The following is a 24,340-nucleotide window of genomic DNA, read 5'->3' on the forward strand; positions in this document are numbered from 1 at the left end:
CTCCCCTTGTGGCGCCGGCGCCGACCATACGGCCGGCGCCGGCGTCGCGATCAGGATGCGGGCTGGATCGACGCGAGGAGCGGGTAGGCCTCGGCCCCCGGGAACGTCGGCTCCTGGATCTTCGAGGTGTTGTACGCCCACGGTGCGAGCTGCTCGAACAACGGGATCAGCCATCCGGAGTCCACGATGCTGCGGTTGATGTCCGTGAGGGCCTCGGCCTGCAGTTCCTCGTCACCGGTGGCCGCGCCGTATGCACCTGCTGCGGCCTGCAACTCGGCGTTCTCAGCACCATGGAAGTTCGCGAAACCGAACAGAGCGCCGAACACGTTGCCGGCCGGGTTCGTCCACTGGAACGGGATCGGCCCACCCAGCGGCTCGGTCTGCACCGAGAGGAAGGATTCCTCCGTCGATGCGGCGTTCTTCAGATTGACCGTGACGCCGATGGCGGCCCAGTACGGCTGCAGCGCCTCGAGGTCGCGCTGGGAGGTCTGCGAGATCGTGAAATCGAAGGTGAAGCCGTCAGGATAGCCGGCCTCGGCGAGCAGGTCCTTCGCACCCTCGGGGTCGTAGGCGTACTGCTCATCCAACTCGGCGAGGAACCCGGGGCTGTCAGCGGGCAGCGCGTTGGCGGTCGGGATCTCGCCCGGGTGCACGGCGTTGACGTAGGCCTCGCGGTCGATCGCCATGGACAGGGCCTGGAAGACCCGAGGGTCGCCCCACTGCGGTGCGGTCGCTCCCGCCTTGTCGAAGGCGATCATGTTCATCACGGTGCCACCGTTGGCGACGAGGCCGACGCCGGCGGATTCGACCTGCGTCTTCGTCTCGGACGTGACGTAGGCCAGATCGACCTCACCCGAGATGGCCGCGTTCACGCGGGCCTGCGGGTCGAGGATCGGGCGGAACTCGTAGGAGTCGAACGGGTAGTCGCCGGCGTTCGGGTTCTCCTCATCCTTCACCAGCAGGTATGAGTTCCCCTTGACCGTCGCGTCGGAGTCGACCTTGAGCGGGCCGGAGCCGTCGGCGGTCGCATCCAGGCTCGCGCGGTCGGCGACACCGGTGGGACCGACGATCATTCCAGCGGGGGACACCAGGTTCGACTCGAACCCGGGCTTGGGTGCGGCGAAGGCGAACGTCACGGTGTCATCGTCGACCACGGTCACCTCGGTGATCTCGTTCTCGCCGCCCGCCGCGAAGGAGCTGTATCCGGACAGGTCGGGGTCGCCGCGGAAGTCGAAGTTCTGCTTCACCAGTTCCGCACTGAGAGCCGTGCCGTCGTCGAACGTCGCATCGGTGTCCAGATCCATGGTGAGCTGGGTCTGATCCTCGTTGTACTCGAACGCGGTGACCAGCTGCGGCACGATCGTGCCCGACTGGTCGAGCACGAAGAGCGAGTCGTAGATGCCCTCGAAAAACATCCGCTGGCCGGTGCCGTACCGGATCGGGTCGTAACCGAACGCCGCCGAATCGCCATCGAGGCTGACGACGAGCTTCGCCGTGTCTGCTGCTCCGTCTCCACCGCCGTCCGGGCCGGGGGCGGAGCACGCGCTGAGCATCAGCGCTGAGGCTGCGAAGGCCGCAATGACGGCGGCTCCGCGGGCTGTGGTGGTGCGAGTCATCCTGATCTCCTGTGATCGGTGTGCTGGTGAGACTTCGGTGTCGTGATCGCAGTCGGGATGCGATCCTGGGTCCAGGTTGACCTGTGCAGCCGCTCTTGGCCATTCGGATTCGCGCCTCGGTGCGTTAGTCAACGCCTAACTCGATTTCTGAGGCGCAACCTAATGAAACATGCTTTCATAGAGTGAACACATTCGCAAGGAGGCGGCAATATGACCGATGAGACCATGGGCTCAGTGGCGACCGAGGAGCCGATCCGGTTCGGCCCTCCCGCCTTTCTCGCTCCGGGGACGGCCGAGCGACAGCATCCGACGCGCGCCGTGACCCACGCCGCACTGACGTACTCGGTGCCGGACGGCTATCGCCCGCTGCAGATGGATGTCCATGTGCCGATCGACCGCGAGTCACCCGTGGCGTGCGTGGTCTGGATCCATGGCGGAGCCTGGCTCTTCGGCAGCAGGCAGACGCCGCCGGAGTACTGGCCGGACGCCCACGTGTTCCAGTCGCTGATCGACGCCGGCCTCGCGGTGGCGACGATCGACTACCGGCACTCGCGAGAGGCCTCGTTCCCTGCCCAGCTGCACGATGCGAAGGCGGCGGTGCGCTATCTCCGCCGCTTCGCCGACGAGCTCGACATCGATCCCACACGCATCGGCGCCTGGGGCGAATCCGCCGGCGGCCATCTCGCCGCCCTCCTCGGACTCGTACGCGATCCCGCCCTGGAAGGCGTCGAAGGCGTGAGCGAAGGCAGCAGTGCGGTGTCGGCGGTCGTCGACTACTACGGCGTCTCGGATGTGGACACGATGCCGTCGTTCCTCGATTCGATGCCGGCGGATTGGGTCGCGCAGTTGAAGGCGCACGATGCCGTCAGCGACGCGGATCCCACGTCCGTGATCCTCTCTCGCACCCCGCTTCCATCCACCGAAGCGCGGAGGCTGCTGTCACCGGTGACCCACGCGAGCGGCGATGCGCCGCCGTTCCTCCTCGTCCACGGCGAGCAGGACGCTGTCGTGCCGATCTCGCAGAGCGAGGAGCTCCGTGCCGCACTCGATGCTGTCGGAGTCGACGTGGAGCTGGTGCGCATCGCCGGCGCCGATCACGTCTTCGAGGGAGCCGATCCGCTGCCGCCGATCCGGCTCGCCGTCGATTACCTGCGTACGAAACTGACCGAACAGAAGGATTCATGATGACCACTGACTTCCCCGCCGACTTCTACTGGGGCGTCGCCACCGCCGGCCACCAGAACGAGGGCGACAACGTCCACAGCGACACCTGGTTCCTCGAGAACGTGCAGCCGAGTGTGTTCAAGGACCGCTCGGGCAAGGCGACCAACGGCTGGGAGCTGTGGGAGTCCGACCTCGACCTCGTGGCCGGCATGAACCTGAACGCGTACCGGTTCTCGGTCGAGTGGGCGCGCATCGAGCCGGTCGAGGGTGAATTCTCCGACGAGGCGCTGGCGCACTACGAAGCTCTGGTCGACGGATGCCTGGCCCGCGGCCTGGCCCCGATCGTGACCTTCAACCACTTCACCTCGCCGCACTGGTTCGCCAGCCGCGGCGCCTGGCTCGACGCCGAGGCGCCGGCCCTGTTCGCCCGGTTCTGCGACGTCGTGATGGCGCGGTTCGGCGACCGGATCGCGCTGGCGGTCACGTTCAACGAGCCCGACCTGCCGGAGATGTTGACCTGGGCGCATCTGCCCGAGTTCGTCGTCGAGCTGGAGCGGCAGACCCTCGAGGCGGCGGGCCGTGCGGCCGGCGTCGAGCGCTACCGTGCGGGCAACGTCATGCTGCGTGAGGACTTCGCCGGCATGCGCGCCGGGATGACGGCGGGGCACCGTGCCGCGAAGGCCGCGATCAAGGCGCGGCGTCCGGATCTGCGAGTCGGTCTGTCGCTGGCGATGGTCGACGACATCGCTGGCCCCGGCGGCGAGGCCACCCGCGACCGCAAGCGTGCAGAGGTGTACGACCACTGGCTCGAGCTCGCGAGGGACGACGACTTCGTCGGCGTGCAGAACTACGAGCGGATCGTCTACGGACCCGACGGGCAGCTGCCGACGGATCCCGACAGCACCGTCAACGGGATGGGGACCACCGTGGACCCTGACTCCCTGCGCGGAGCGGTCGAGTACGCGTTCTCGGTCGCCCGGGTTCCGATCCTCGTCAGCGAGCACGGCGTGGGCACGCCGGACGACGAGATCCGCGCCGCCTTCATCGAGCCGTCGCTCGCGGGTCTCGCGGAGGCGATGCGCAACGGCGTCCCGGTGCTGGGCTACTGCCACTGGACACTGATGGACAACTTCGAGTGGATCTTCGGCTACGAGCCCCAGCTCGGTCTGTACAGCGTCGACCGCGAGACGTTCGAGCGCACGGCGAAGCCGAGCTCCGGCGTGTACGCGGAGCTCGTTCGCCGTGCTCGGCACGGAGGTCGGGCCGTCGCGCGTCCATGATGTCGCTCACCCTGCTGGGCACGGCCGGCGGGCCGGGCGGCCATCGCGATCGGGCGGGGATCTCCAGCCTGGTGGAGGTGGACGGCGCGAGATTCCTGATCGACGCCGGTGTGGGCGTCGTGCGCCGACTCGCGCTCGTCGGTCTGAGCGTGGCGGACGTGGATGCCGTGTTCCTCACGCATCTGCATGACGATCACACCGCCGGCCTGCCCGCGCTCATGACGTTCCGGCACACCATGCGCCAGGGACCGCTGACCCTGATCGGCCCGCCGGGGACCCGGGCGCTGCGGGACGGGGTGCTCGCGTACATGGCGGCGAACACCGCCATCCGCGGTGAGGAGGGGCGTCTGGTCGACCCCGGCACGCTGTTCGAGGCGCGCGAGGTCGAGCCGGGGGTCGTCTACTCGGATGCCGGGCTGACGGTCACCGCGGCGGAGAACAGCCACTACGTCCTCACGGCGTTCCCTGACGATCAGCGGTCGTACGCGCTCCGATTCGACACGGCATCCCGATCGATCGTCTTCACCGGTGACACCGGTGAGAGCGCGGATGTGGAAGTGCTGGCGCGAGGCGCCGATCTCCTGGTCTCGGAGATGGTGACCGATGTCGACATCGCGAGCGTGCCGCCGCCCGTGCAGTCGCACATGCGGGCGGAGCATCTTTCACCGGCGCAGGTGGGGCGCCTGGCGGCCGGAGCCGGCGTGGGCACGGTGGTGCTGTCGCACTACACGGATGCCTCACCCGACGACCTGGCCGCCATCGGCCGCGAGTTCGACGGCGCGGTGGTCGCCGGTGAGGATCTGCAGCACTTCTGAGCTGGTTCCGGCCCACGTCCTGCAACAGAGCAGACACTCCCTGGATCAACCTCGGCCGACTCCGACGCAGATCGCGACGACGGCAACGCAGCTCGAACGAGACCGACTCCACTCGAGCTCGCGTCTCATTCACTCATCGGAATCAGATGCGGGCGGTGCGCAGCTCCGCATCGATATCGACTGCGGTCCGTTGCAGCGCCGGCAGCAGCTCGACCCTGACCTCGTCAGCCGCGCCGCGCGCGGTGCTGGTCGAGGCATTGAGCGCTGCCACGACGCCCGCGCGCGCGTGCAACGGGATCGAGATCGAACGCAGCCCCTCTTCGAGCTCACCGTCGACCATGGACCATCCCGGTGCACGGACCCGATCGATCTCGGCGGTGAGCTCGACGCGGTCGGCGCGGGTGCGCGGCGTGTAGGCGATGAGTTCCGACGCGTCGAGCACGGCCTCGGCGTCCGTTCCGGGAAGCGCCGCCAACAGAACCCGGCCCAAGCCCGTGGCTGCGGCGGGTAGTCGTGTGCCGATGGTGATGCGCTCGCTCATGATCCGCCGGGCCGCGGCGCGTGCGACGTAGACGATGTCCGCGCCATCGAGGACGGCGACGGACACTGATTCTCCGATGCGGTGCGAGAGCTCATCGAGGTGCGGCTGCACGACGTCGGGCAACGACAGCGACGACAGATACCCGTAACCCAGTTCGAGGACGCGTGAGGTCAACCCGAATCGCGCATCCGCCGTCGCTCGCACGTCGCCGAGCTGCTCGAGTGTGCGCAGGAACCGCCGGGCAGCAGCCCGCGGGATATCGGTGCGTCGAGCAACTTCGGCGAGCGACAGCTCGGCAGGTTCACCGTCGAACGCGCGGATGACGGCGAGGCCTCGGGCGAGCGACTGCACGAATTCGGCGGACGGCGTCGCGTCCGCAGCATCCGAATCAGTCGCTCGACCAACCTAGCGCTCCAGCACGACGGCGAGCCCCTGCCCCACGCCGATGCAGATCGCGACGACGGCGACGCCGCGCCCGCGACGGCGCAGCTCGTGCGCGGCATGGCCGATGATGCGCCCTCCGGACGCGCCGAGAGGGTGCCCGATCGCCAGCGCACCGCCGTGGATGTTGAGCTTCTCGGGGTCGAGGCCCGGCCAGCCGCGCAGGCAGGCGAGGGACTGAGACGCGAAGGCCTCATTCAACTCGACGAAGTCGACGTCCGCCCAGGTACGCCCGGCGCGCGCGAGCGCCTTGTTCGCGGCTTCGATCGGTGCCGTCGGGAAATCGTCAGGATCCACGCCGTGCGCACCGCGCCCGGTGATGCGCGCCAACGGCTCGACGTCGAGCGCTCCCTCCGCACCCAGCAGCACCGCCGAAGCACCATCGTTGATCGACGACGAGTTCGCGGCGGTCACCGTGCCGTCGGCGGCGAACAACGCGCGCAGGCCGGCGAGCTTCTCCACGGTCGATCCGTCGCGGATGCCCTCGTCACGGGCGAGCTCGGCACCTTCGACCTGCACGATCTCACCGTCGTACACGCCTTCGGCCCACGCCTTGGCGGCCAGGTCGTGCGAGCGAACCGCGAAGGCATCCTGGTCCGCCCGGCTGATGCCCCAGGTCTTCGCAGTCTTCTCGGCAGCCTCGCCGTTGGAGACGGTCCAGTGCGTCGGCAGCGCCTTGTTCGTCATGCGCCAGCCGATCGCGGTGTTCCACATCGTCTGATTGCCAGTCGCCGGATACGGTTTCGCCGACTTCTCCACCACGAACGGTGCACGGCTCATCGACTCCACACCGCCGGCGAGGATGATCTCGGCATCGCCTGATTCGATGGCCCGCGATCCTTGGATCACCGCTTCCACGCTCGACGCGCACAGTCGGTTGACTGTCACGCCGGGCACCGTCGTCGGGAACCCCGCCAGCAGCGCCCCCATGCGAGCGACGTTGCGGTTGTCCTCTCCTGCCTGATTCGCATCACCGAAGATCACGTCGTCGATACGCGCGGAATCCAGGCCCGAACGCTTCACGCTCGCACGCATGACGGTCGCAGCGAGATCATCGGGTCGGACGCCGGCGAGCGCACCGCCCGCACGGCCGAAGGGAGTGCGCACGGCGTCGTAGATATGAGTGGTGGTCATATCGACTCGCCCGTCCTCGCGATGTTCGCTCTGCGAACGTGGGTTCGCTCTACGCCCAGCGTATCCCCACCGTCCGCGGAGCGACAGAAGCGAGCCGTATACGAGAGGGGACCGCAGCTCCGCCGCGGTCCCCTCCGGTTCACTGCACGGGTTGCCAGTTGTACTCGGGCTCAGGGCCGACCGGCAGCATCACCGGGTTCTTGGCCGAGGAGTTCACGTTCGTGACCTTCGGCCCGATGTAGTTCACGAAGTATCCGGTGACGATCGGAACGGCGAACGCCGCCTCCTGCCAGCGCTCACTCATCTGCTGGTAGACCTTCTCGCGCTCCTCGCCGCCGAGAGCAAGGCTCTCGGCGTACAGCGCCTCCATCTCATCGTCGACGGCGCCGAACGGATTGTTCATGGATCCCGCGCCCCGGAACGGTCGATAGGAGTTGGCGACGTCGCCGTTCGAGGCCCAGATGCTCGCCTCGTATTCCTTCGACTCGAGCTTCTCGGCGAATGACGGAATGCTCACGGAGTCCACCACGAGGTTCACGTCGATGTCGATCTCGGCGAGAGCGCTCGCCACCGCCTGCGCGATCTGCGACTGGTTGTCCTGCAGACTGCTGTCGACGACCGTCAACGCGAATCCGTCCTCGTACCCCGCCTCCTCCATCAGCTTCTTGGCGCGATCCAGATCGAACTCGAAACCGATGTCGGGGTTGTACCCCTCGAGTCCCTCGACGACGAACTGGTTGCTGGGCGCCATGTACTGGCCACCCAGAGCCGCAACGATCGACTCGCGGTCGATTGCGAGGCCGATGGCTTCTCGCACGCGAGGGTCGGCCAACGCCGGGTTCACCTCGCCGGCGATGTCGTGCAGACGCAGCTCCCAGTTGTAGAACGGCGCGGCGGCCACTTCGAGGCCGGCGCCCTCAGCGGCGTCGGCGAACAGCGGCGACCCCAGTCCGAAGTCGATCTGCCCGGTGGATGCCGCGTTGAGCACCGCGTTGGGATCCGAGATGATCTCGACGACCACCTTGTCCCACATCTGCGCATCGGGGTTCCAGTAGTTGGGGTTGTGCGTGTAGACGTACTGCGAATCCGGCACCGATGCCTCGGCGTCGTAGATGTACTGCCCGGCACCGTCCATCTCCTGCAGCAGTGAATCCGGATCAGCGAGCCCGTCTGGCCCGATGATGTTGCCGAACATCACGGTCTGCGTCAACGAGAACGGCGCATCGGCCCAAGGCTGCTCGTAGTTGATGCGCACGGTCAGGTCATCGACGGCCTCGATGCTCGAGATCGTTCCCACACGCGGAATCTGGCCGCCGCCCTTGCCCAGGAAGTACTCCATCGAGGCCTTCACCGCGTTGGCGTCCCGCGGCTCGCCGCGGGCGAACTCGAGGCCTTCCCGCAGCGTGAACTCGAATTGGCGGTAGTCGTCGTCGACGAACTCCCACTCGGTGGCGAGCGACGGCTGCAGGCTGCCGTCCGGCGCCTGATAGATGATCGGGTCGTACGCGAGCACCGTGAAGATCGATCCGCTCGCCGTGCCCTGCAGCGCAGGGTCGAGGCTGATGGGCGCTCCACGGAACTGCAGGGTGAGCTCCTCGCCCCGCTCTGCCACGGGCTTGTCATTGCCGGCGTCGCTGTCGGCACTCGTACTCGGCCCGCACGCGGTGAGGCCGGCGATCAGGGCGAAGGATGCGGCGACCGCACCCCACCGCAATCCGCGGCGCTGATCCCAGGTCAGCTTTCTCATACTGTGTCTACTTTCGTGTGATCGTGAATCGGGCGCCGCTCGGGTCGGGCGGTGCCGTTGATCTCATCCATGTACAGACGGACTTCCCGGATGAGACGTTCGGGGATCTCCCTGGTCATGTAGTGGCCCTCGCTCTCGAAGAAGACGGCCTTCGAGTCGCGGACGTTCATTACGCCGCGGAGCGACGATTCGGGAGAGACGATGCCGTCGCGCATGCCGGCGAGCATGAGGGTGGGAACGCTGATCGTGCGCAGCACCGAGGCGAGCTCGTCGTTGGTCTTCGACTCGGGGAACGGCATGCCCTGATTGATCTGCGACTCACCGTCGTCGCGTGCCATCGCGCCGGCGATGGCACCGTCGATCAGCAGGTCGCGCTGACGTCGCCGCTCGATCTCGTCTTCGTGCAGCCAGCCGCCGAGCTTCTCGAACTGCACCCGCATGGCGTCGACGTCGCCTGCCATGCGAGCGCGGATCGATTCGCGCCGGCCCTCCGACGAATCCGTCACGCCGAACCGGTCGTGGGGCGTGCCCACGACTGACACGAAAGCCTTGAGACGCTCGGGATGGCGGACGGCGATGTACCAGCCGATTCCTGCTCCATGGGATGCTCCGGTGTAGACGAATCGCTCGATGCCCTTCGCGTCGGCGAAAGCGACGACATCGTCTGCCCACTGCGCCAGCCAGCCCTCTTCGGGCACGCTGTCCGGACGCGTGGAACGGCCGAATCCGCGGGCCTGGATCGTGTAGACCCTGTAGTCGGTCGGCGACTCGGAGAGCCGCTCGGGGTAGGCGTCGAGCCCCGAGAACCCCATCGCCATGGACAGGAACACCTCGGAAGCATCTTCGGGGCCGTACTCGTCGAACCAGAGTTCGGCGTCAGCGAGTTTCTGAATGGGCATGGAACCTCCTTGCGGGCGTCGGGCCCGTGGTCATCGGATACTGCTGGCGATCGCGTCAGTGCGGGCAGAGAGTCCTTCCTTCTGCCTGGCAGCCGTTCGTCGGGCCTGTGCGACCGGATCCGGAACGGGAGCCGCATCCAGCAGCAGACGCGTGTAATCCTGCTGCGGGTCGCGATAGATCTCCTCAGCGCTCCCCCTCTCGACCACATGTCCCTGCTTGAGCACGATGATGCGGTCAGAGAGGTAGTGGACGATCGACAGGTCATGCGAGATGAAGAGGAAGCTCGCCCCGGTCTCGCGTTGAAGGTCGGCCATGAGGTTGATCACCTCTGCCTGGATCGAGAGATCGAGCGCACTGGTGGGTTCGTCGCACACGACGAGCTTCGGAGCGAGGATGAGCGCGCGAGCGATCGCGATGCGCTGCTTCTGCCCACCGGAGAACTGCGAGGGGAAGCGATGGGCGGCGTCTTCTGACAACCCGACCCGACGCAGCATCTCGAGCACGCGCTCTCGCACGGCAGCCTTGGGCCCGGGCTCGTGGACCTGCACCGGTTCGGCGATGGAGTACCCGATCGGCTTGGTGGGATCGAGAGAGCTGTGCGGGTCCTGGAAGATCACCTGCACGTCTCTCGCCAGAGCACGCCGCTTCGCCCTTGTCATCGTGCCGATCTCAGTGCCGCGATACCGGATGCTGCCCTCGGTCACCGGCGCGAGCCCGATGATCGCCTTGCCGATCGTCGACTTCCCCGACCCCGACTCGCCCACGAGTCCCAGAGTCTCGCCGGGCGCGATGTCGAAGCTGATGTTCTCGACCGCGCGAGTGCGCCGCCGCCCGCGGCGGTACTCCACGGCGAGGTTGTCCACCTCGAGCAGAGGACGCTCCTGCGCGTCGGTCACTTCGTCACCTCCATCGATTCCTGGGTCTCCTCGCGCGCTGCGCGAGCCTCGTCGATCCGGATGCAGCGTGCCAGGTGATCCTCGTGCGCGGCGATCATCGGGATGCGACCGTCACGGCAGGCTTCGGTCGCCAATGGACAGCGCGGAGCGAAGTGGCAGCCAGTGGGCCACCGACCGGCGGGCGGCACCGCGCCGCCGATCGTGGGAAGGGGCGCACCCTTGGGCGCATCATGCGGGTTCGAGCGCTGAAGCGCCTGACTGTACGGGTGCAACGCATCTTCGAAGGCGCGCTCGACAGTGCTGCTCTCGACGACCTGCCCCGCGTACATCACCACCGCGCGATCACAGATGTCGGCGACCACTCCCCAATCATGGGTCACGAACAGAACGGCCATGCCGAGTCGCTCCTGCAGCGCACGCAGCAGATCGAGGATCTCCGCCTGCACCGTGACGTCGAGAGCTGTCGTGGGCTCGTCGGCGACGAGCAGCTGCGGGCGTCCGGCGAGCGCGATGGCGATCGCTATCCGCTGCGCCATCCCTCCGGACACCTGGTGCGGATACAGCTTCGCGACCTCGCCGGGGCTCGGCAGGCGCACTGCCTCGAGAAGCTCCTGAGCGCGGCGTCGCGCGGCCCGCCAGCTGACCCGATGCTGCGCACGCACGACCTCGGCGATCTGGAAGCCGATGCGGAAGGCCGGATCGAGAGCGACCATCGGCTCCTGCGAGATCATCGCCATCTTGGTGCCTCGAAGCGCCGCATACTGCCGACGCGAGTACCCGGAGATATCAGCGCCGTCGAACCGGATCTGACCGGAGAGCACCCGGCCACCCTCTGCGAGCAGACCGAGCACGGCCATCGCCGTCACGGTCTTGCCCGACCCGGACTCGCCCACCAGCCCGACCGTCTCGCCGCGCTGGATGTCGAAACTGACCCGGTCGAGCACGACGGTCTCACCGTCGCCCGTACCGAATGCCACCGTGAGATCGCGCACAGACAGCAGCGCGTCCTCATCAACGGGCAGACTGCTGTCCTCGTTCGTCCGAACAGCCGTCACCGGCGCGATCGCAGCGGATTCTGTCGAGGAGCGCCGGCCTGCCGTACGAACCGGACGCTCGATCCGCTCGGCGTTCGCATCACGGACCGCGTCACCGAGAAGGCCGAACGCGAGCGTCGTCAGAACGATGATTCCCGACGCGGGCACGATCATCCACGTGAAGTACTGGAGCATCGATGAGGCCTCGCCCACCATCCCGCCCCAGGTCGGCGCGGGCGGCTGCGGGCCGAATCCGAGGAATGCGAGACCGGTCTGAACGCCGAGCGCGATCGCGCTGAGCATCGCGGCCTGCACGATGACGACGCCGAGCGTTCGGGGCAGCACATGGCGCACGAGGATTTGTGCGCTGGTCAGCCCGGTCGCTCGTCCGGCGTCGATGTAGAGCTCTTCGCGCACGCCGAGCACGACGCTGCGAATCACGCGCGCTGCGCCCGCGGAGACGAGCACGCCGTAGACGACCATGGCCGCGAACATGCTGTTCTCGAAGATGGCGAGTACCGCCAGCGTCACGATGATCCCCGGGATCGCGAGGCTGATGTCGATGCTCCGCATCACGACCCAGTCGAGCCATCCGCCGAAGTAGCCGGCCGCGATGCCGATCGGCACGGCCAGTGCGAGCGCGACGACCAGCGCCTGCGCGACTCCCAGCAGAGACTCCTGCCCTCCGTAGAGCAGGCGACTGTAGATGTCGCGCCCCAGCGCGTCCGTACCGAGCCAGTGCTCGGCCGAAGGCATCAGCCGCACCGCACCCAGATCCTGGTAGAGCGGGTCGTGCGTCGCGAGCACCGGCGCCAGCACTGATGCGGCGATGACCATCAACAGGAACAGGATGGATGCTGCGCCCAAGGGCTTGCGCAGCACGTCCAGGAGAAGACTACGGCGACTGCTCTCAATGACACGGGGTGACCCTTGACGAGTCATCATGAAGTCCTCACCTTCGGGTTGAGCACGCCGTAGAGCACGTCGACGACGAGGCTGATGACCACGGCGACGAGTGTGAACAGCACACCGACGCCGAGGAGGACGGGAAGGTCATGGTTGAGGGTGACCTGAGTCGCGAGGGTTCCGAGCCCTGGGAGCACGAACACGTTCTCGATGAACACCGTTCCGGTCAACGCGGAGATGGCGCCGATGCCGAGTATCGTCACGGCCGGGATCGCCGCGTTCTTCAGAACATGCCGAAGAACGATCGAGGTCTCGCCGACTCCGTTGGCTCGCAGGAAGCGCACGTAGTCCTTGCCCAGTGCCTCTTTGGCCGAGTCGCGCATCTGCTTGGCGACCAGGGTGGTTCCACCCAGGCTGAGCGCCACGACGGGGAGAACCAGCGCCCACAACCAGGGCCCGAACCCCTGCTCGATGGGCGCGTATCCCGTCGCAGGGAAGATCCGCACGGTGACCGCGAAGACCGAGACGAGAAGGATCGCGATGGCGAAGCTCGGCACCGCCAGCCCGAACAGCGAGACGGAGTCCAGGATTCGGCCCACCACACCGCCTCGAAGCGCGCTGAGCAGTCCGAGGCAGATCCCGATCGCAGCGATCACGAGCGTCGACAGCAGCGCGAGCGAAGCCGTCACCGGGAACCGTCCCGCAAGGATGCTCACCACCGATTCTCCGCTGTAGATCGAGGTCCCCAGGTCTCCGCGCACGGCGCTCAGCGCCCAGTTCAGGTACTGCTGGTACCACGGCAGGTTCAGACCGAGCTGCTCCCGCAGTGCGGCGATCGCCTCCGGCGTCGCCGTCTCCCCGAGGATCGCTCTGGCCTGATCGCCTGGCACCAGGGAGGCGAGCATGAACATGATCACCGAGACGACGATGATCATCGGGATCACGAGCACGAGACGCCGTACCAGCATCGGGATCACGAATCAGCCTCCTTGCCGAGTTGCCGTGCTCACCGCTTCGAGCACATGTATCAAGTAACTAGATACTATTGAGCGCGCTGAGTCAAGACATCACGAGAAGATTCGTGCGGACGGACAGCGCCGGGCAGGTCAGCTGCGTCGTGCCACCGTGGAGATCGGGCTCCCGAGGCCGTCCGCGGCAAGACGCAGAAGTCGCATGAAGTCCGCGCGCTCATCCGGCGCCATCGCGCTGCACATCTGATCCTCCAGCGCGTTGGCGTGCTCCTCGCAGGCGTCGACGATCCGTCGGCCCTCTGACGTGAGCTCGACGAGCAGCACGCGCCCGTGATCGTCCGACGGCCGGCGCGAGACGAGATCCTGCGCGAGGAGGCTCTTCACGATCTGGTTCCCGCCCTGCGCCGTGACGGCCGTCCAGCGCGAGATCTCGGCACTGGACAGGCCCGGCATCCTCTTGAGGACGAACAGCACGGTGTACTCGGCGTCGCTGATGCCGTACTGCTGGAACTGCTCGGTCAGTTGCGCCTGATAGGTCCGGGCGACATGGCGCAAGACGTGCCTGAGTGTCGGATCAGGACTGACAGAAGGGGACGCGAGCAGCCGACGGGACATACAGCGATCAAAGCACAGCCGCGCCCACCACTCCTCCTTGTGCCGGCGACTCTCACCCCCTAATATCAAGTAACTTGATTTAAGGATCCACATGAGCACACGCATCGTCGCAGTCGGCGACATCGTCCTTCAGTTCGACGACCCCGACTCGTACTTCACCGCCAGCGCGCCCGTCACCCGGAACGCGCACGTCGCGATCGGGCAGATCGAGGTGCCGCACACCACGGAGCAGGCGGTGACGGCGCTGACCGTTCCAGCGCCTCCGGCCAGACCGGAAGACCTCGAGGCGATGTCCCGCGCCGGTTACGACATCGCGACCATCGCAGGAAACCACGCTTTCGATCTCGGTGAGCGCGGCGTGCTCGACACGATCGCCGCCGCGCAGTCGTACGGCATGGGCACGACCGGGACGGGCGCGAACCTCGCGGCCGCCATGGAACCCGCGATCGTCGAGCGGGACGGCATCCGCATCGGCGTGCTGAGCTTCAACTGCGTCGGCCCCCGCGAATCGTGGGCCACCAGCAGGAAGGCCGGGGCGGCGTTCGTCAAGGTGCTCACCCACTACGACCTCGACGACCTCAACCCGGGAAATCCGCCGCAGATCTACACCTTCGCCGACCGCACATCGCTGCGCCAGATGACGGATGCCGTCACCGCGCTCGCGGCGGACGTCGATGTCGTGGTCGTCGCCCTGCACAAGGGCTACGGTCACACTCCGGCGCGCATCGACGACTACGAGTACGAGATCGCTCACGCTGCGATCGACGCGGGCGCTGATGCCGTCGTCGGACATCATTCGCACATCATGCGCGGCATCGAGATGTACCGCGGCAGACCGATCTTCCACGGTCTCGGGAACTTCGTCACCGTCACCGACGCGCTCACCCCTGCCGAGGACAATGACTCCGAAGAGCTGAAGGCCTGGGCCAAGCGTCGCGTGGAACTGTACGGATTCGCCCCGGACCCGAAGATGCCCGGATACCCGTTCCATCCCGAGAGCCGCAACACCGCGATCGCCGTGCTCGACGTCGACGGCGGCGAGGTCCGCGCCGGGGTCATCCCGTGCTGGATCGATGACAGCGCCGCTCCGGTGCCGCTGGGCGAAGGCGATCGTGATTCGGTGCTCGCGTACATCGAGGACATCTCACGCCGCGCGGGCCTGGACACCCGCTTCACGTGGGACGGGGACGTCGTTCGGCTGTCCTGAGGACGCCGTCTCCGCGGTCATACCGCGCGTTCCGGACGCTCTCCTCGCACTCTCCACCACACCCATCCCGCGGCGAGGAGAGCTGCCAGTCCTCCGATCGCGAGGGCGATGCGCCCGGAGCTGATGTCGATGATCCAGCCGAGCAGCAGCGCGCCGAACGGCACGACACCGTAGTTGCCGAGGTTCATGAGCGACATCATCCGGCCGATGTCCGAGGGCGGCACCGACATCTGCGCGGTGGCATTGAGCACGCTGCTGTAGAAGCCGAGACCGAGACCCAGCACCGGCGCCGCGATCAGGAACCACATCAGCGAGGGCGCCGCGGCGTTGATGAGCACGGTGGCGCCGAAGCCCACGAGCGCCACCGCGACCATGATCGGCCGCAGTCGGACGATCGAGGCTGCAGCGACTCCACCGACGATGCCCCCGACGGCGTTGAGCGCGTGCGCCATGCCGGGCGCGGTGCCGTCGCCGCCGAAATCGATGGTCACGACTGAGGTCAACGTCACCATGAAGTTCATCGCGAGCACGGCGATGAAGACATTCGTGAGCAGGAGCGTGACGATCGCACGGTTGCGCAGGAGCCGCATCATCGGCAACGGCTGTGTCGCTCCGCCCACCCGCCGGGGGTGGAACCGTTCGGTCCGGATCAACGCGAGCATTCCGAACACGAGCAGAAATGAGCCCGCGTTGACGATCATTCCCGGAACGGCTCCGAACGCCTGGAAGAGGATTCCGGCGAGGCCGGGACCGATCGAGCGCGACACGGCCACTGCCACCGTGCTCAGCGCGACTCCCCTCGAGAAGACACGAGGCCCCAGCAGTTCGAAGATGATGGTCTGAGCGGCCACCCGTTCGAATGCCTGAGCGCTTCCCAGCGCCGCGACGATCCCGTACAGAGCGGGAAGCGACGGATCGGGCGACGCCACGATCACCGCGAGAACACCCACGAGGATGGCGGAGATCAATGACGCCGCCATCAGGACGGTGCGCGGTCGGAACCGGTCGGCTATCCGACCGGCGGGCAGGCTCAGCAGGAGCATCGGCAGGAACTGCGCGATCGTGACGCCGCTCAGCGCCCGCGCGCTCCCGGTGAGGTCGAGCACGACGAGCGAGAGCGCGAGGTTCTGGAACCAGGTGCCAGTCAGCGACAGGGTCTGGCCGGCGAAGTACAGCGAGTAGTTCCGTTCACGAAACGGTTCGAGGACTCCGCTGAGGCCCACCTGTCAGTCCCGCGCCGGCACGCGTTCGCGGAGGAACTCCTCGATGCGCTCCGGGATGCGGGCGCTGCCGCTCGAACGGGAGTCCGCGTTGTTCGCCCGGATCTCGAGGACCGGTATGCCCTCGGCCTCGAGAGCCTCGGAGATGAACCCCGCACCCGGCGTATCGTCCGCGACCAGGTGCACGACGCCGTCGACCCCGTGTGCGAGCGCCTCTTTCACATACCATTCGGCCGACCACGGCGGTACATAGAGCTGGTCCGTGAAACCGACGAATCTGGCGGCAAGGGCGCGCACAGCGTCTTCCCCGTAACGCGGGTAGCCGTCCGCCGCGATCGCCAGATACATCGACCAGACGAACACGGCGCCGAATTCCTCATGGAAACGGCGATACATGTCGAGGTCGGACCACAGGCCGCGACCGACCCACATGAGGCGGCGCTTCTCGTCCGCGCACACCGCGACGCCGTCGTCGATGCGGCGTGCGACCTCGTCGTGCAGCGCCCGCGCAGTGTCAACGGCCCACTGCGTGCCCCGGTGCCACTGCGGCACCATCACGGCGGGCATCGTGTCGTTCACCAGCACCGGCGTCGGCCGCGCAGCGGCGATCAGGTCGCGCGTGCGCCGATTCCACTCGGCCTGCTCGTTTCCGAGATCCATGATCCTCGCGAGCCGATCGCGGTCGAGGCTGCGACCCGTGCGCTCGCTCAGCCAGGCGATGAGCTCCTCGATCTCCGCCTGCAGCAGGTCGAGCCGATCGGCTCCGAAAGCGTCCTCCCAATCGCGGGGGACCTTCTCCCACCAGGAGGACGGCACCGGATCGGCACCGGTGCGTGAGAGCAGGAAGGTCTCGGTGCCTTCGCGCTCCCCCCACAGCTCGAAGATCTTCTGCGTGACGTCGCCGCTGCGCTCCGCGATCGCGAAGGCCGGATCCGGCAGTCCGCCCCATGCTCTCCGCTCCGCAGGCAGGTCCTGCGCACCGAGCGGTATCGCGTCGTACTGCTGGCTGAAATCCGGAAGACCCCGTTCCGCAAGGTGCTCCAGGCTGGTGGGGCCGAGACGCTTGGCGGAGATGATCGACGCCCACCATTGGTTGACGACGTAGGGGATGCCCATCGCCCGCAGCACCTCGTGCGGTGCATCCGCGTTCACGAGCGCGATCGGCTCGCCCTCCTGCGCGCGCCGCACCGTATCGGCGAACCACGCCTTCTGGTGTCGCGTGGCTGCCGCCGCGGCAGCGAGTCTGTCCTCAGTCATCGGCGCGATCCGTCCTTCTCCTGGAGTGCGGTCACAGCATCCCGCGAGGCCGAGAGAGCTCCATCCGCCGAGATCTGCACGCGCGCCGCGAACGGCACCCGCAGCTCAGCGAGAGCATCCCGCATGGCGGGCAGCTCCCATGCGGGCGCATCATCCAGGTCCCGTGCGAGCGTGATCACCGCAGTGCTCCCCGTGTCCGCCACCCGTCTACGCAGCGCTCCGACGCGTTCGGCTGTGGAGCCTCGGGCAGCCGAGGGCGGGCGGGACGCGTGCAGTGAGGCGAGCCCGACGAGAACATCCGCCTCCGACTCGCCCGTGCTGCAGCCCGCGAACCAGCCGCCGTCTCCCGCATCGTGATCCTCGGCGACGACGGTCGCCCCGGCGCGTTCCAACTCCTGATAGACGCTGGAGTCGGGGTGACCGCTACCAGTGACGAAGAGACGATCGCCCTGCCCGACCGGCGTGCTCGCGGCATCTATGACCTCGACGGCGGCCTCCGGTGCGACCGACGCCGCAGCGCGATAGGCGTTCAGTGCAGACGTGCCGGCACAGCGTCCCTGTGCACGTCGCTCACGCATGCGTTCGAGGGCATCAGCCACGCTCTGCTCGATGTCGCCCGCACGACGAAGTTCGTCGACCCCGATGTCGGCGCCGGTCACCCGTCTGCAGAAGTCGACGAGCCGGGTGTACTGGGCGACGACGAACGCCTGCTTCGCTGCGCCCTGCCCACGAGGGGCATCGAGCAGCTGCACGGGGATCGGGACCTCTCCCCTCTCGGCGAGCACCCTCAGCACGTAGAACATCCGAAGATTCGCCTGCGAATCATTGCAGATCACGAGCCCGGCGAGATCATCGTGCTCTCCGGCGAGGATGCTGTCGAGGATCCTGCCCGCCACCGCATCGACCGCGCCGAGAAGCTCGGACGCGCGCGGCGACACCGCACCCGACCATGCACCGAACAGGCGCTCGGGCGACGCGCCGGCGGCGAGCACGATCTGCCGTGGCAGATCCGCTCCGACCACACCGATCCGGCGGCGGTCCCGCACAGCCTCCGTCACAGCACCCCGTTCTGGCGCAGTTGCGCGATGCGCTCGGCGTCGTAGCCGAGCTGTCGCAGGATCGCGTCGGTGTGCTCGCCGAGTCCGGGCGCCGGCGTCGTCAGATCCGTACGACTCTGGGAGAAGAGCACGGGGATGCCGGATCCGAACAGTCCGTCGAAGTGCCCGAACTTCGGATGGACGAGCGGTACCACCTCGCCGCGACTCGTCACCTGGGGATCGCGCACCGCCTCAGCGGTCGTGCGCACCTCAGCGGCGGGAGCGCCGTTGCTCTCCAGCGCTGCCAGAGCCTCTGCGACCGTGTGCTCAGCGGCCCAGCCCGCGATGAGTCCGTGCAGCCGGTCGGCGTTGGCCACTCGTGCGTCGCGAGAGCCGAAGTCCTCCCCGGAGAGCAGGCTCTCGCGGCCGATCGCTCGAAGCACTCCCGCGGCGAACTGGTCGGTCGGGGCGCAGATGGCGAACCATCCGTCGGACGCACGGAAGTTGCCGAACGGCGCGAGCCGGGGCACATAAGCGCCGGTGCGCAGCGGGAATCCCACCGACTCCAACGCGTCGAAGGGCTCGCAGGCGACGAGCGAAGTCAGCGCACCGAGCATCGAGACGTCGACGTGCTGGCCCTCGCCGGTGTGCTCGGCGTGCATGAGGGCGCTCAGCGTGCCGATCACGCTGAACAGCGGCGCCACGAGGTCTCCCACCGGAAGGCCGAACCGCACGGGCGGGTCACCCGGTTCTCCGGCGGTCATCATCACGCCGCTGAGCGCCTGGATGATCGTGTCCATCGCCTTGCGGTCACCGTGGTCGCCGGTGGCGCCGAAGCCGCTGATCGACGTGTAGACCAGACGCGGGTTGAGATCACGGATCGCGCCGTAGTCGATTCCCAGCCGTTTGGTGACACCGGAGCTGTAGTTCTCCACCACGACATCCGCGTCACGGATCAGATCGAACAGCACCTCGCGGCTGTCGGGCTGCTTCAGATCGAGCGTGATCGACTCCTTGCCGCGCCCGCGGAGCATCATCGACACGGACATGTCGTCGGACGACTTGCGCTTCAGGCTCAGGCCGTCGGCGGTGACGTACGGAGAGTTGTTGCGCGAGGAGTCACCCCCGCGAGTGGGGTTCTCGACCTTGATGACCCGAGCGCCCAGTCCGGCGAGCAGAAGGGTGGCATAGGGCCCCGCGAGGGCCGTCGTGAGATCGATGACGGTCTTACCCGCAAGTGGTCCGGTGCTCATAGCTGCTCCTCGTTGATGTGAATGGGGTTGTCACTCGCAGACATCAGTCCGCGACTTCGTTCTGCGATCTCCCCGACCGGGTGAGGAACGTCCGCAACCGCTCGGATCGCGGGTCTGTGAAGAAGTCCTCTGACGGGCGGTCTTCGACGACCCGCCCGTCCGCCATGAAGACGCACCGGTCAGCGACCTCGCGTGCGAAGGCGATCTCATGCGTGACGACCACCATCGTGTGACCGGCCGCGGCGAGCGTCTTCATGGTCTGCAGCACCTCGTCGACGAGTTCCGGATCGAGCGCGCTCGTCGGCTCGTCGAAGAGCAGGATCCGTGGCCTGACCGCGACGGCGCGCGCGATGGCGACACGCTGCTGCTGACCGCCGGACAGGTGCCGCGGATAGGCGTGCGCCTTGTCGGCGAGACCGATGCGCTCGAGCAGTTCGAGCGCACGCCGTCTGGCTTCGCCCGCGGAGACCCCGTGCACCCGCATCGGAGCCTCCGTGATGTTGCGGAGCACCGTCCAGTGCGGAAACAGGTTGAACTGCTGGAAGACCATGCTCATCCGACGGCGCTGACGCCTGCGCCCTGCGTCGGTGAGCGGACGCAGGTGCCCACGGAGCTCCTCGAAGCCCAGCAGGTCGCCTTCGAACGACATCGAGCCGCCGTCGATCGACTCCAACTGGTCGATGCAGCGCACGAGTGTCGACTTCCCCGAGCCGGAGGGACCGAGGATCGCGACGACCTCCCCCTCGTAGACGTCCAGGCTCGCGCCGTCCAGGGCCACCTGGTCGCCGAAGCGCTTGCGCACCTGGGAGACCCGCATCAGCGGTGATCCGTCTGCCATTCTCGGCTGAACGATCAGACCGGAGGATTCCATGGTCACGATTGACGCTCCTTCGCTCGGGCGGTGCGTTTGACGGCGATGCGCGTGGTGCCGCGGCCGAAGTGATCCTCGACACGGCGCTGGATCACCGTGAGCACGGTGACGACGACGAGGTACCAGATCACCGCGACGATGAGCATCGGGACCACCTCGTAGGTGCGGTTGTAGATGACCTGGACCGCGTGCAGCAGGTCGCCCATGGCGATCACGCTCACCAGGGATGTGCCCTTCAGGAGAGCGATGACCTGCGATCCGGTCGGCGGGATGATCACGCGCATCGCCTGCGGGAGGATGATGCGCGTGAACGTGTGCCATCGGCTGAATCCCATGGCGGATGCCGCGTCCCGCTGCCCTTGATCCACGGACAGGATGCCGGCACGGATGATCTCCGCCATGTACGCGGCCTCGTGCAGGGAGAGCCCGATGATCGCCGCCGTGATCGGCGTGATGAGGTCGTTCGTCGACCAGCTGAACAGCTCGGGACCGAACGGGACCCCGACCGAGATGCGCGGGAGCAGGTAGGCGAGGTTGTACCAGAAGATGAGCTGCACGAGCGGGGGGATGCCGCGGAACAGACCGACGAAGCCCATCGATGCCATCCGTACCGGCCAGAAGTCGCTGAGCTGGCCGGCGGCCAGGAAGGTGCCGAGCACCGAGCCCAGCACCATCCCGATCGCGGTCAGCATCAGGCTCATCCCGAGCCCGACCAGAACGCTGCCGTTGAAGAGGTACTCGGCGACGACCGGCCACTCGAAGCGCTCGTTGCTGATGAGGAACCACAGCAGTGCGAGCACGACGGAGGCAAGCAGAAGGCCGCCGATGATCCGCAGCGGTCGGACGCGCGGGCGCGCATGCTCGACGTCGATCACCGCCGTGGGCTCTGCAGAGTGGGTCGTCATGATTGCCTCCGTCGTCATCATTCGGCGGTCATCGGGTTGAGCACTGGTTCCTCGACGGCGACGTCGGTGAGGTTCCACTCGGTCATGATCCGCTCGTACTCGCCGTTGTCGAAGATCGCCTCGAACGCGGCGAGCAGGGGCCCGGCCATGTCGCTCCCCTTCGGCACGAAGAAGGCGAGCTGATCGACGCCGGCGCCCTGGTCTGCGGACTGCACGAGGTACTCGTACCGGCCGGGATCGGTCGCCTGCAGATCGATCGCCGCCGTCTGCGTCGTACCCGCGTAGTCCGCACGATCGGAGTTGACCGCGAGGAAGGTCGCGTTGGTGTCATCGAGCCCGATGAACTCGGGCAGTTCGAGCCCCTCTGCGACGCACCACTCTCCGTAGCGCTCCAGCTGGCTCTCGGTGACGGAACCGCCCACGCCGGCCACGCGAGCGCCGCAGAGGGCCTCGGGGTCGGCCAGTTCGTCCTCGCGCTCGGACAGGTACACGTACGAGGTGATGGTCGTCATCCAGACGACGGCGTCGAAGTCCTTCTCGCGCTCTGGCGTGGTGCGCAGCGGACCGTTGAATCCGTCGTACCGGCCGGAGAGCATCCCGGTCAGGATCGCTTCCATGCCCGAGACGGACTTGATCTCGAACGGGACTCCGAGCTGCTCGGACAGCGCCGCCTGAAGCTCTGGGTCGATCCCGGTGATCTCGCCGCCCTCCTCGACGGTGCGGTACGGCGGGTGCGTGTCGCCGGCGATGCTGATCACACCGGCATCCTTGATCTTCTGCGGGAGCTGGTCGTACAGAGGGGCGTCGGTGTTGACCCCTCCGCCGCTGCCGGAGTCCCCGCCGGCGTCGTCGTCAGTCGAGCCGGTGCTGCAGGAGGCGAGCGCGAACACCGCGACTCCCGCGATCAGGGCTGCGCCCAAGCGGTTGAGTTTCATGATGATCTCCACATCGTTGTGAACAGACAGGTCGTTGGTGCGAGATGAAAAGTATCATGCCGAATGATATTCCTCAACCAGTCGCGAGCTCTCGATCGCCCGGCTCCGAGGAGCATGTAGTGTCGGACGATGTGGACGAGATCACACGGGACCCGCGCGGCGAACCCGCGACGGCACGCCTGAACTACAGCGCATATCGCCTCGGTCGCGCGTTCAACCGCTTCGCCGAGAACTGCGCGCTCTCCCACGGTGTGACACTTTCGCAGCTGTTCGTGCTGCAGGTCCTCGGCGAGGGTCTGCCACTGTCCAACGCCCAGCTCGCGCGCCGCGTCTTCGTCAGTTCGCAGGCTGCGCACACGGTCTCCAACGAACTCATCGAGATGGGGCTGGTGGAGCGCGGCGACCACCCGACCAATCGGCGCGTGCGGCTGGTCCGGCTGACCGAACACGGCTGGGAGGTTCTGGAGGCGTGCCACGCGGAGCTGCGCACGCACGAGGACCGGCTCACTGCGGAACTCGGAGATGAGCTCGGCGGATCTCTCGCCGAGGTGCTCGACCACTCCGCGCAGGTACTCGCCGGAGGCTACTTCGGTGACGACGAGGCCGAAGCCGAGGCCATCGGCAGGAGGACGAACGACATCCGTCCCCGGCACATCCCCTCGCGACTCGCAGCCGCACGCCTCCGCGCCGACCGCGCGTCGCATTCCGATTCCGAGTCCTGACCTCGCACCCGCCTCTCCCGCACCCTTCGGGCGGAGCGACGGTTGACGACCGCGTGGCGAAGCTGTTAGCTTTCGGGGCAGAATGTCATCCTGATTGACTTTATGCTTCGAAGGAGAGGTGACGCGGCGAGGCCGATGAGCCGCGCACGGGCAGCATTTATTTCATGAATCTCTGACGGGCGTCATAAAACTCTTGACAGTTCGACCGAACTCGCACACGATGGGCATTGTTAGCACGTCGATGTGCGTACCGTGGCGCTCCCCCTCCGGGGAGTGCGCTCTCCCCGAAGAGGGCATGCGGGCTGCGGGCGTCGACGCCCACCCACGAGAGGCCCACCATGAAGAAGAGTCTTGCCACGATCGGCCTTCTGGCCGTGGCCGCCCTGGCACTTTCCGGCTGCACCGACTCCGCCGCTGACCCGGCCGCGGAGCCGAGCGACTCGGGTGCGCCCGAGGAGGTGACGAAGATCCGCGTCGCCGCACTGCCGATCGCCGAGACCGGAGCGCTGTGGGCCGCCATCGATGAGGGAATCTTCGCCGACCACGGACTCGAGGTCGAGGTGGTGCCGGCTCAGGGCGGCGCACAGGCGATCCCCGCACTGCTCAGCGGCGACATCCAGTTCGCGATCGGACAGCCGTTCGGACCCATCCGCGCCGACCTGCAGGACCTCGGTGTCGCGATCATCGGCGACTACGCCGACAGCCGCGCCGAAGGCGACGATGTGAACGCGGTCGTCGCCCTCGGCGACTCCGGCATCGCGAGCCCGAAGGACCTCAGCGGCAAGAAGGTGTCGGTGAACAGCCTCGGCGCCGCCGGTGACCTCACCATCCGCGCCGCCCTCGACGCCGCTGGCGGCGCCTCGGCCCCCGGCG

General features: G+C 67.3%; 22 protein-coding genes. 6 read left to right on the forward strand and 16 right to left on the reverse strand.

Annotated features, from left to right (window positions below; all coding sequences use genetic code 11):
• Positions 1 to 50: 50 nt before the first annotated feature.
• Positions 51 to 1,616 carry an ABC transporter substrate-binding protein gene (locus tag ACNPNP_RS03750; protein WP_448964724.1) on the reverse strand — a complete coding sequence of 522 codons (1,566 nt, stop codon included), beginning with the start codon at positions 1,614 to 1,616 and terminating at the stop codon, positions 51 to 53.
• 210 nt (positions 1,617 to 1,826) lie between these two features.
• On the opposite strand from ACNPNP_RS03750, the gene ACNPNP_RS03755 reads away from it, so the two are divergent.
• From ACNPNP_RS03755 to ACNPNP_RS03765, 3 genes are read left to right on the forward strand one after another with little or no spacing between them, the layout of a single operon-like run.
• Positions 1,827 to 2,801 (forward strand): alpha/beta hydrolase fold domain-containing protein, encoded by a 975-nt coding sequence (locus ACNPNP_RS03755; RefSeq protein ID WP_448964725.1) that lies wholly within the window; start codon positions 1,827 to 1,829, stop codon positions 2,799 to 2,801.
• Positions 2,801 to 4,060 carry a family 1 glycosylhydrolase gene (locus ACNPNP_RS03760; protein ID WP_448964726.1) on the forward strand — a complete coding sequence of 420 codons (1,260 nt, stop codon included), beginning with the start codon at positions 2,801 to 2,803 and terminating at the stop codon, positions 4,058 to 4,060. The genes ACNPNP_RS03755 and ACNPNP_RS03760 overlap by 1 nt, the downstream gene beginning before the upstream one ends.
• Complete coding sequence (locus ACNPNP_RS03765) at positions 4,057 to 4,875, forward strand: MBL fold metallo-hydrolase (RefSeq protein ID WP_448964727.1); 819 nt, start codon at positions 4,057 to 4,059, stop codon at positions 4,873 to 4,875. Before ACNPNP_RS03760 ends, ACNPNP_RS03765 begins: the two co-directional genes overlap by 4 nt.
• A 142-nt stretch (positions 4,876 to 5,017) precedes the next feature.
• On the opposite strand, the gene ACNPNP_RS03770 is transcribed toward ACNPNP_RS03765, so the two are convergent.
• The 8 genes from ACNPNP_RS03770 to ACNPNP_RS03805 form a co-directional block, all read right to left on the reverse strand.
• On the reverse strand, positions 5,018 to 5,767 hold the full coding sequence (locus ACNPNP_RS03770) for an IclR family transcriptional regulator domain-containing protein (RefSeq protein ID WP_448964728.1): 750 nt from the start codon (positions 5,765 to 5,767) through the stop codon (positions 5,018 to 5,020).
• Between the two features lie 54 nt (positions 5,768 to 5,821).
• Positions 5,822 to 6,991, reverse strand: a complete 1,170-nt coding sequence (locus ACNPNP_RS03775) for a thiolase family protein (RefSeq protein WP_448964729.1) — start codon at positions 6,989 to 6,991, stop codon at positions 5,822 to 5,824.
• A gap of 139 nt (positions 6,992 to 7,130) precedes the next feature.
• Positions 7,131 to 8,738 (reverse strand): ABC transporter substrate-binding protein, encoded by a 1,608-nt coding sequence (locus ACNPNP_RS03780; protein ID WP_448964730.1) that lies wholly within the window; start codon positions 8,736 to 8,738, stop codon positions 7,131 to 7,133.
• Positions 8,735 to 9,637, reverse strand: coding sequence for an alpha/beta fold hydrolase (locus ACNPNP_RS03785; protein ID WP_448964731.1), 903 nt, complete (start codon positions 9,635 to 9,637; stop codon positions 8,735 to 8,737). Before ACNPNP_RS03785 ends, ACNPNP_RS03780 begins: the two co-directional genes overlap by 4 nt.
• Before the next feature lie 30 nt (positions 9,638 to 9,667).
• Positions 9,668 to 10,534 (reverse strand): ATP-binding cassette domain-containing protein, encoded by an 867-nt coding sequence (locus ACNPNP_RS03790; RefSeq protein ID WP_448964732.1) that lies wholly within the window; start codon positions 10,532 to 10,534, stop codon positions 9,668 to 9,670.
• A complete protein-coding gene (locus ACNPNP_RS03795) occupies positions 10,531 to 12,450 on the reverse strand; it encodes a dipeptide/oligopeptide/nickel ABC transporter permease/ATP-binding protein (protein WP_448964733.1) in 1,920 nt (639 codons plus the stop codon). Before ACNPNP_RS03795 ends, ACNPNP_RS03790 begins: the two co-directional genes overlap by 4 nt.
• 59 nt (positions 12,451 to 12,509) lie before the next feature.
• Entirely contained in the window at positions 12,510 to 13,442 is a 933-nt protein-coding gene (locus ACNPNP_RS03800) for an ABC transporter permease (protein WP_448964869.1), read from the reverse strand.
• A 138-nt stretch (positions 13,443 to 13,580) separates the two neighbouring features.
• Entirely contained in the window at positions 13,581 to 14,000 is a 420-nt protein-coding gene (locus ACNPNP_RS03805) for a MarR family winged helix-turn-helix transcriptional regulator (RefSeq protein ID WP_448964734.1), read from the reverse strand.
• A 151-nt stretch (positions 14,001 to 14,151) separates the two neighbouring features.
• On the opposite strand from ACNPNP_RS03805, the gene ACNPNP_RS03810 reads away from it, so the two are divergent.
• Positions 14,152 to 15,267: a CapA family protein gene (locus ACNPNP_RS03810; protein WP_448964735.1), complete on the forward strand. Its 1,116-nt coding sequence runs from the start codon at positions 14,152 to 14,154 to the stop codon at positions 15,265 to 15,267.
• A gap of 17 nt (positions 15,268 to 15,284) precedes the next feature.
• Here ACNPNP_RS03810 and ACNPNP_RS03815 read toward each other — a convergent pair whose 3' ends face one another.
• Genes ACNPNP_RS03815 through ACNPNP_RS03845 form a run of 7 tightly spaced genes read right to left on the reverse strand, consistent with a single transcriptional unit; the run spans position 15,285 to position 22,745 of the window.
• Positions 15,285 to 16,490 carry an MFS transporter gene (locus tag ACNPNP_RS03815; RefSeq protein ID WP_448964736.1) on the reverse strand — a complete coding sequence of 402 codons (1,206 nt, stop codon included), beginning with the start codon at positions 16,488 to 16,490 and terminating at the stop codon, positions 15,285 to 15,287.
• A gap of 3 nt (positions 16,491 to 16,493) precedes the next feature.
• Complete coding sequence (locus ACNPNP_RS03820) at positions 16,494 to 17,744, reverse strand: 2-hydroxyacyl-CoA dehydratase (RefSeq protein WP_448964737.1); 1,251 nt, start codon at positions 17,742 to 17,744, stop codon at positions 16,494 to 16,496.
• Positions 17,741 to 18,802: a 2-hydroxyacyl-CoA dehydratase family protein gene (locus ACNPNP_RS03825; protein WP_448964738.1), complete on the reverse strand. Its 1,062-nt coding sequence runs from the start codon at positions 18,800 to 18,802 to the stop codon at positions 17,741 to 17,743. The genes ACNPNP_RS03820 and ACNPNP_RS03825 overlap by 4 nt, the downstream gene beginning before the upstream one ends.
• Positions 18,799 to 20,034 (reverse strand): CaiB/BaiF CoA transferase family protein, encoded by a 1,236-nt coding sequence (locus ACNPNP_RS03830; RefSeq protein WP_448964739.1) that lies wholly within the window; start codon positions 20,032 to 20,034, stop codon positions 18,799 to 18,801. Before ACNPNP_RS03830 ends, ACNPNP_RS03825 begins: the two co-directional genes overlap by 4 nt.
• A 43-nt stretch (positions 20,035 to 20,077) precedes the next feature.
• A complete protein-coding gene (locus ACNPNP_RS03835) occupies positions 20,078 to 20,905 on the reverse strand; it encodes an amino acid ABC transporter ATP-binding protein (protein ID WP_448964870.1) in 828 nt (275 codons plus the stop codon).
• Positions 20,906 to 20,907: 2 nt separating this feature from the next.
• Entirely contained in the window at positions 20,908 to 21,810 is a 903-nt protein-coding gene (locus ACNPNP_RS03840; RefSeq protein ID WP_448964740.1) for an amino acid ABC transporter permease, read from the reverse strand.
• A 17-nt stretch (positions 21,811 to 21,827) separates the two neighbouring features.
• Positions 21,828 to 22,745, reverse strand: coding sequence for a transporter substrate-binding domain-containing protein (locus tag ACNPNP_RS03845; RefSeq protein ID WP_448964741.1), 918 nt, complete (start codon positions 22,743 to 22,745; stop codon positions 21,828 to 21,830).
• Between the two features lie 119 nt (positions 22,746 to 22,864).
• Between ACNPNP_RS03845 and ACNPNP_RS03850 the strand changes: the two genes are divergently transcribed.
• Positions 22,865 to 23,467 carry a MarR family winged helix-turn-helix transcriptional regulator gene (locus tag ACNPNP_RS03850; protein WP_448964742.1) on the forward strand — a complete coding sequence of 201 codons (603 nt, stop codon included), beginning with the start codon at positions 22,865 to 22,867 and terminating at the stop codon, positions 23,465 to 23,467.
• A 338-nt stretch (positions 23,468 to 23,805) separates the two neighbouring features.
• Positions 23,806 to 24,340, forward strand: a 535-nt coding sequence (locus ACNPNP_RS03855; protein ID WP_448964743.1) for an ABC transporter substrate-binding protein, incomplete at its 3' end; no start/stop codon positions are given.

This window comes from Microbacterium xerophyticum, from assembly GCF_053543555.1.